Annotated in this window: 6 protein-coding genes and 1 pseudogene; 6 read left to right on the top strand and 1 reads right to left on the bottom strand. The window is 64.6% G+C overall.

What is annotated here, in order from left to right; genetic code table 11:
* Window positions 1-1,792, bottom strand: a pseudogene (locus VIR09_RS21950) (hypothetical protein); the annotation flags it as partial.
* A 462-nt stretch (window positions 1,793-2,254) separates the two neighbouring features.
* Between VIR09_RS21950 and VIR09_RS21945 the strand changes: the two are divergent.
* The 6 genes from VIR09_RS21945 (at window position 2,255) to VIR09_RS21920 (ending at window position 7,529) form a co-directional block, all read left to right on the top strand.
* Entirely contained in the window at window positions 2,255-3,163 is a 909-nt protein-coding gene (locus tag VIR09_RS21945; RefSeq protein WP_332014772.1) for a LysR family transcriptional regulator, read from the top strand.
* Window positions 3,164-3,398: 235 nt separating this feature from the next.
* Complete coding sequence (gene napE / locus VIR09_RS21940) at window positions 3,399-3,557, top strand: periplasmic nitrate reductase, NapE protein (RefSeq protein ID WP_013393095.1); 159 nt, start codon at window positions 3,399-3,401, stop codon at window positions 3,555-3,557.
* Window positions 3,558-3,580: 23 nt separating this feature from the next.
* Entirely contained in the window at window positions 3,581-3,898 is a 318-nt protein-coding gene (locus VIR09_RS21935) for a chaperone NapD (protein ID WP_332014771.1), read from the top strand.
* Window positions 3,882-6,377: a periplasmic nitrate reductase subunit alpha gene (gene napA / locus VIR09_RS21930; RefSeq protein WP_332014770.1), complete on the top strand. Its 2,496-nt coding sequence runs from the start codon at window positions 3,882-3,884 to the stop codon at window positions 6,375-6,377. Before VIR09_RS21935 ends, napA begins: the two co-directional genes overlap by 17 nt.
* 20 nt (window positions 6,378-6,397) lie before the next feature.
* The gene (locus VIR09_RS21925; protein WP_332014769.1) at window positions 6,398-6,874 is read left to right on the top strand and encodes a nitrate reductase cytochrome c-type subunit; all 477 of its coding nucleotides are present in this window, start codon (window positions 6,398-6,400) and stop codon (window positions 6,872-6,874) included.
* A gap of 16 nt (window positions 6,875-6,890) precedes the next feature.
* A complete protein-coding gene (locus VIR09_RS21920) occupies window positions 6,891-7,529 on the top strand; it encodes a cytochrome c3 family protein (protein WP_013393091.1) in 639 nt (212 codons plus the stop codon).
* Window positions 7,530-7,561 lie beyond the last annotated feature (32 nt).

Below are 7,561 nucleotides of genomic sequence, written 5' to 3'. Positions count from 1 at the left end.
AGCCTATGCTCACTTCGCCCACCGGCGCTGCGCCAGCCACCGCCGCCGTACCCGACCGGTACGCTGACGCGGCCAGCGTCGCGCCATTGGCGACCGTATTGGCGCCCAGCGCCACGCTGCCCGCATGGCTGACCTGGGCATCGCGGCCCAGCGCCAGCGCGTTGTCGGCTGTGGCCCGCGCGCTATAGCCCAGCGCCGTGCTGCCAGGGCTCTGGGCGTAGGCGTCAGCGGGCGTCAGCCCCCGCTCGTTGGTCCGCGCGTAGCGGATGCCCAGACCATTAGCGTCCGTGTACGCCACGCTCGTATCGCCGGTCAGGTTTGCCAAGGTGCCGCCGAGACTCGTGAGCGTATCGCCAAGCGTCGTCACGGTGCCGCCCATGTTCGTCACCGTGTCGCCGAGGTTCGTCACGGTATCGCCCATGCTTGTCACCGTGTCGCCCAGATTCGTCACCCTGTCGCCCACCCGCAGCACGTCCTGGTTCGTCTCGTGCAGCTGCGAACCGTTCACCGCATCGGTGCTGGCGGCCGATACCGCCCCGCGCGCCAGGTTGGTGAGCTTGGTGCCGCCCGTCAGGCCGCCATCCGCGGACGCAGGGCCGGCCAGCGTGATCAAGCCTTTCGGGTCACCCGCGTTGCCGTCGTAGGTCACCGCCCGGTCGCCCAATGCATCCACCGCCTGATTCGTGGCATGGAGCTGCGAGCCGTTGATGGCATCCGTGCTGAGAGCGCCGAGCCGCCCTGCCGCGACATTCGTGACGGAGCGCTCCGCGCCTGTGCTGCCCACGCTGACCGTGCTGGTGGGCGCCGACCCGGCGAACGAATAGGAGCGTCCCGCGATTGCGGCGCCGGACGTGCCGACGGCTGCCGCGGTCGCGGATCCCGCCCCGAGCGCGACGTCGTCCGAGTTCGTCGCGACCGAATCGAACCCTAACGCCATGCTCCGCGCCGCCAGCGCGTTGGCATCGTTGCCAACGGCTAACGCCGCGGCACCTGTAGCCGCCGAGCTATTGCCCAGCGCGACGGCCCCTGGTCCCGTGGCCCGATTGGCATTACCGAACGCCACCGAGTTTTCACCGATCGCCGAGCTGTCGCGGCCGATGGCCACCGCGGAGAAGTTCCCTGTGGAACCATCAGCCACGCTGCCTATGCCGATGGCCACGTCGCCATCGCTACGCGCCTGCGCCCGCGTGCCAAGGGCGACGGAGTCAGAGCCCAGGGCGCGCGACTCTCCGGCAATCGCCACGGCGCCAGGGCCCGATGCCTGCGCGCCCGCCGCCGCCGTGTTGGAAGACGTATTGCCGCCTATGGCAATGCTGCCGGCCGCCGTGGCGCGGGCCCATTGGCCAAGCGCGGTAGCGCCCGCCGCCAGGGCACTGGCCTGCATGCCCACGGCGGTGCTCCGGATTGCCGCGGTCGCCGCAAAACCCAGGGCGGTCGCACCGTTGCCTGTCGCCGCCGCATTGAAGCCAAAGACCTGCACGCCGGTGTAGCCGCCGCCGTCGGCATCGCAGCCGAGCACGTTGGACCACAGGCCGGACCCGTCTTTCGGATTCTTGCCCGCGGGATAGGCCACGCCGTCCGGCCCCGTCCCTTTGGGGGAACCGCAATTGGTCGGGTTGTACGTTGCTGCATGAGCCTGCGGGTCCGCGCCCATCAAGCCCGCGAAGAGCGCAAGCCCCGCCGCGATGGGCGCCAGGCGCATGTCCCGCTTCAGGTGCTTCCGAACGGACTGCCCGCGTACCATCGCGTACTCATCCGCATCGATCCATACGTTCCCCAACATTTTGTTCATGAATGGTTGCTCCAGTTCAAAAACTCAATGGAATCTCTCATCTCCGCGGCCCATCGCGACGCCCTGACAGGACCGGGAACAAGCCGCGGCTACTTTCGCCACGCTGCCTCGCAAGCGCTCCAGGCGAAGCCGGGCTGGCGCTAACTGTGTCTAACTAGCGGTCGATCTATTGATGAAGATGGAAAAGGAAGTGAGCCGAGATCATCGCGGGACGCCTGGCTAGCCGGCGGAGGAGTCCCGCAGCGACTGCATCGGGTGATGCATTGAGGCAAAGACTACGGCGCGCAATTGCAACCGCACATTGCATTCGGGCCTATGGGACGTATCGGCCTGGACTACCTATACCGGCACGCCGCTAGCGGGTAGCACACGGAATTAAGATTTCCAGCACCCTGCCGTTGGTAAACAAATGGACCGCTCATTCGTCCTAGTGACGACATGGGTTTCATGAGGAGCGGCTCCATGGATTTGCTGGCAACAATACGCATCTTTCTCCGCGTGGTGGAACGCGGAACGATCTCTGGGGCAGCGCGCGATCTCGACATGAGCCAACCATCTGTGAGCGAACGCATCGACAAGCTGGAGCGTTTCCTCAGCGCCCGCCTGTTGGTGCGCAGTTCTCGCAAACTGACCTGTACCGCCGAAGGCCGGACATTCTACGAACAGGGCAAGCACTTGCTGGATGCGGCTGAAATGACGATAAATTCAGTAACATTAAGCGATGGACAGATACAAGGAGACTTGAGACTCGCCGCGCCGCAGTGCCTGGGCGAGACCGTCGTGCCCAAAGCCTTGATGAATGTGCGTGCCGCCCATCCTGATTTGCACATGGACCTCACGCTGAGCGACGCCATCTCCGATCCGGTCATCGAAGGGGTCGACATCTCGCTGCGGCTGGGCCGTCTCAACGAAAACGGGGGCTATATCGCTTTTCCGCTGGGATGGGTGGGCCGCAAGCTGGTCGCAGCCCCCTCCTACCTTGCGACTTGCGGCCCGGTGGAAACGCCGGCGGACCTGGCCTGCCACCCATTCATCCGCGTGAAGGCCGCTTTCATGAACGACCTGATGCCGCTGATGCGGGAGAACGGGCCGGCGGTCCAAACGCGAATCAAGACCGCCATGACGGTCAGCCACTGGCGTCCCATGTACGACCTGATCCTCTCGGGCGGCGGCATCGGCGTCCTGCAGCATCCCGCATGCGCCAGGGCGCTGGCGCAAGGACGCCTCGTGGAACTACTGGACGGCTATCGCGTCCCGCCTCTTCCGCTCAATGCGCTGGTTCCCCCCCTGCGGCCATTGCCGCTACGCGTGCGGACGGTCCTCGACCTGCTGAAGCGGGACATCCCGGCGTTCCTCCAGCCCGCTGCTTGAACTGGCCCGAGGCCTCCGCGCCGTCACGCATGAGCGCCGCTTGCCCATGCGCCACCAGGACCGTTCATCGGTAACGTTTTTCATCGTTGCCCTACCCGTTTTGCATCTCGCTATACAGCGCTGGCGCGCATTGTTACGCGGTGGTGCAACATTGACGCCCTTCAAAGCCATCTGCTAAAAGCTTCGGTATCCGCACGTTAAACGCAATGCCCCAACTGTCGTAGTGAGGTGGTGTGTGCAAAACGAGTCCGATGGCTACACCAAGCCTCAGGAGCTACGTAGTTTCCTGTTCCTGACGGCTGTCATGGCCCCCGTCCTGTCGGTCATCATCGTGGCAGGCTACGGTTTCCTGGTCTGGTTCTATCAGCTGATCGCCGGCCCCCCCGGTAGCTGATGCGACGCGACGGAACCCCTCCCATGTCCGCGTCCCCCCACTCCGCGCCGCTTGCGGCGCCGCCAGAGCTGCATATCGCCAGCATGGTGGTGCACGCCTCGCCGCGCCGCTTGCCCGACGTTCGCCTGGCGATTCTTGCGATCGCCGGCGCGGAAATCCATGGCGCCTCCGACACCGGGAAACTGGTGGTCACCCTGGAAGCCCCCTCCACCGACGACATGATGGCCCGGATCTCCGAGATCCAGCGCCTGGATGGCGTGCTGGCTTCGGCGCTGGTGTACCAGCATGCCGACTCGCTGGACGCGATGAACGAGGAGATTGACGATGGCAATGGCTCGTAGAGACTTCATCAAGCAATCCGCCGCCGCCGCGGCCGCGACGGTGGCCGGCATTCCCATCGTCGGCTACACCCAGAACATCGTCACTGAATCAGAGGCCGCCAAGCTCAAGTGGTCCAAGGCGCCCTGTAGGTTCTGCGGGACCGGCTGCGGCGTGAACGTCGCCGTGAAGGACAATCAGGTCGTGGCCACGCACGGCGATTTCAACGCCGAGGTGAACAAGGGCCTGAACTGCGTCAAGGGCTATTTCCTGTCCAAGATCATGTACGGCAACGACCGGCTGACCACGCCGCTCCTGCGCATGAAGGACGGCAAGTACGCCAAGGACGGCGAATTTGCGCCAGTGTCCTGGGACCAGGCCTTCGACGTCATGGCGGAACAGTTCAAGCGGGTGCTCAAGGATAAGGGCCCGGAAGCCGTGGGTATGTTCGGCTCGGGCCAATGGACCATCTGGGAAGGCTACGCCGCGCTCAAGCTGATGAAGGCGGGCTTTCGCACAAACAACTTGGACCCGAATGCGCGCCACTGCATGGCCTCGGCCGCGGTGGGCTTCATGCGCACCTTTGGCGCCGACGAGCCCATGGGCTGCTACGACGACATCGAAAACGCCGATGCCTTCGTGCTGTGGGGCTCCAATATGGCGGAGATGCACCCCATCCTGTGGACCCGCGTGACCGACCGCCGTTTGTCCGCGCCCAAGACCCGGGTAGTGGTGCTGTCCACCTTCGAGCACCGCTCCTACGAGCTGGCCGACAGTGCATTGACGTTCACGCCGCAGACCGACCTGGCGATCCTTAACTACATTGCCAACCACATCATCCAGACCAAGCGCGTGAACCGCGACTTCGTCGACAAGCACACGGTGTTCCGCGAAGGCAATACCGACATCGGCTACGGGCTGCGCCCCGATCATCCCTTGCAGAAGGCCGCCAAGAACGCGGGCGACGCCGGCGGCTCCAAGCCGATGACCTTCGATGAATTCGCCAAGTTCGTCTCCAAGTACGACCTGGACTACACCGCCAAGCTGAGCGGAGTGCCCAAGAAGCAGCTGGAGGAGCTGGCCGAACTCTATGCCGACCCGAAGGTGCGCGTGACCTCGTTCTGGACCATGGGCTTCAACCAGCACACGCGCGGCGTGTGGGCCAACAATATGGCCTACAACATCCATCTGCTGACCGGCAAGATCTCCACCCCGGGCAACAGCCCGTTCTCGCTGACCGGCCAGCCCTCCGCCTGTGGCACCGCCCGCGAAGTGGGCACGTTCTCGCACCGTCTGCCGGCCGATCTGGTGGTGACCAATCCCAAGCACCGCGCGCACGCCGAGGAAATCTGGCAACTGCCCGACGGCACCATCCCCAGCAAGGTGGGCGCGCATGCGGTGTTGCAGAACCGCATGCTCAAGGACGGCAAGATCAACGCCTACTGGGTGATGGTCAACAACAATATGCAGGCGGCCGCCAACCTGATGAACGAGGGGCTGCCCGGCTATCGCAACCCCGAGAACTTCATCGTGGTCTCGGACGCCTACCCCACGGTCACGACGATATCGGCCGACCTGATCCTGCCCACCGCCATGTGGGTGGAAAAGGAAGGCGCCTACGGCAATGCCGAAAGGCGCACCCAGTTCTGGCACCAGTTGGTCAACGCGCCGGGCGATGCCCGCTCGGACCTGTGGCAGCTGATGGAATTCTCCAAGCGTTTCAAGGTCGAGGAAGTCTGGCCCGCCGATCTGCTGGCCAAGAAGCCCGAATACCGCGGCAAGACGCTGTTCGACGTGCTGTACGCCAACGGCAAAGTCAACCGCTATCCCAACACCGAGCGCGCCAAGGACTACGCCAACCAGGAGGCCGACGCCTTCGGCTTCTATGCGCAGAAGGGGCTGTTCGAGGAATACGCCGAGTTCGGCCGCGGCCACGGCCACGACCTGGCGCCGTTCGACACCTACCACGAGGTACGCGGACTGCGCTGGCCGGTGGTCAAGGGCAAGGAAACGCTGTGGCGCTACCGCGAAGGCAGCGACCCTTATGTGAAAGCGGGCGCCGGCTTCGAGTTCTACGGCAACCCGGACGGCCGCGCGGTGATCTATGCCCTGCCCTATGAACCGCCCGCGGAATCGCCGGACAAGGAATACCCGTTCTGGCTGTCCACCGGACGCGTCCTGGAACACTGGCACTCCGGCTCGATGACGCGACGGGTGCCGGAGTTGTACCGCGCCTTTCCCAACGCGGTCTGTTTCATGCACCCCGACGACGCCCAGGAAATGGGCCTGCGGCGCGGCGTCGAGGTGGAGGTCGTGTCGCGGCGCGGCAAGATGCGCACACGCCTGGAGACCCGCGGCCGCGACAAGCCGCCGCGCGGCCTGGTCTTCGTGCCCTGGTTCGACGCCGGCCAGCTGATCAACAAGGTCACGCTGGACGCCACCGATCCGATCTCGTTCCAGACCGACTTCAAGAAGTGCGCGGTCAAGATCGTCAAGGTCTGAAAGGCGAACCGGAGACAGCCATGAACCTACGCGCCCTTACTCTCGCGACGTGCGTCATCCTCGGTTCAGCCGCCTGGGCGGCGCCGCCGCTGGAGGTCGAAGACCCCATGCGCGGCCCCACCCCGGTCGCGCAGGAGACCGATCCGCCGCTCATCAGTCCGGTCGAAAACAAGGACATCAAGCGGATGCGCACCTATTCCATGCAGCCGCCCACCATTCCGCACAAGATCGACGGCTATCAGATCGACAAGGACTTCAACCGCTGCCTGGCCTGTCACGCCCGCGTGAATACCGAGGAAACCCAGGCCCCACCCCTGAGCGTGACCCACTACATGGACCGCGACAGCAATGTGCTGGCGGAAGTCTCGCCGCGCCGCTACTTCTGTGTGCAATGCCACGTGCCGCAGACCGAGGCCAAGCCGCTGGTGTCCAATACCTACCAGGACATCGATGTGATCCTCAAGCGCCTGACCGCCCCGGCGCCCGCCAAGAAGTAAGCGACCGGAGGCAGCCATGCTCGGACTCATCAAGCGCTACTGGAACATCATCCGACGGCCCAGCGTACATTTCAGCCTGGGCTTCCTGACCGTCGGCGGATTCATCGGCGGCATCCTGTTCTGGGGCGCCTTCAACACCGCCATGGAACTTACCAACACCGAGAAGTTCTGCACCGGCTGCCACGAAATGCGCGACAACGTGTATGCCGAGTTGAAGGGGACGATCCACTTCACCAACCGTTCCGGCGTGCGGGCGCTGTGCTCGGACTGCCACGTGCCGCACAACTGGACCGACAAGATCGCGCGCAAGATGCAGGCGTCCAAGGAGGTGTGGGGCAAGATCTTCGGCACCATCGACACGCGCGAAAAATTCGTTGAAAAGCGCCTGGAGCTGGCCCAGCACGAATGGGCGCGCTTCAAGGCCAACGACTCGCTGGAATGCCGCAACTGCCACAACTATGAGTACATGGACTTCACGCGCCAGAGCCCGCGCGCGCAGAACATGCATTCCACCTATCTGGCGGACAAGAGCAAGACCTGCATCGACTGCCACAAGGGCATCGCCCACAAGCTGCCCAATATGGGCCCGGGCCCGACCTCGATGGCGCCCGAGCCGGCCGGCCCGGCCAAGGAAGTGGCGCATGCGGCCCGCTGACGCGCCGCTGCCCATGCTTTGCGCGCGCGGCC

The sequence above is a fragment of the Achromobacter sp. genome (assembly GCF_036567245.1).
Classification (GTDB): domain Bacteria; phylum Pseudomonadota; class Gammaproteobacteria; order Burkholderiales; family Burkholderiaceae_B; genus Achromobacter.
Note: the sequence above shows the minus strand (reverse complement) of the source record. Positions and strands in the feature narration are given on the sequence as shown.

Coding starts and splice junctions, on each gene's coding strand:
- VIR09_RS21945 (WP_332014772.1), top strand. CDS start 2,255: ATGGATTTGCTGGCAACAATACGCATCTTTCTCCGCGTGGTGGAACGC.
- VIR09_RS21935 (WP_332014771.1), top strand. CDS start 3,581: ATGTCCGCGTCCCCCCACTCCGCGCCGCTTGCGGCGCCGCCAGAGCTG.
- napA (WP_332014770.1), top strand. CDS start 3,882: ATGGCAATGGCTCGTAGAGACTTCATCAAGCAATCCGCCGCCGCCGCG.
- VIR09_RS21925 (WP_332014769.1), top strand. CDS start 6,398: ATGAACCTACGCGCCCTTACTCTCGCGACGTGCGTCATCCTCGGTTCA.
- VIR09_RS21920 (WP_013393091.1), top strand. CDS start 6,891: ATGCTCGGACTCATCAAGCGCTACTGGAACATCATCCGACGGCCCAGC.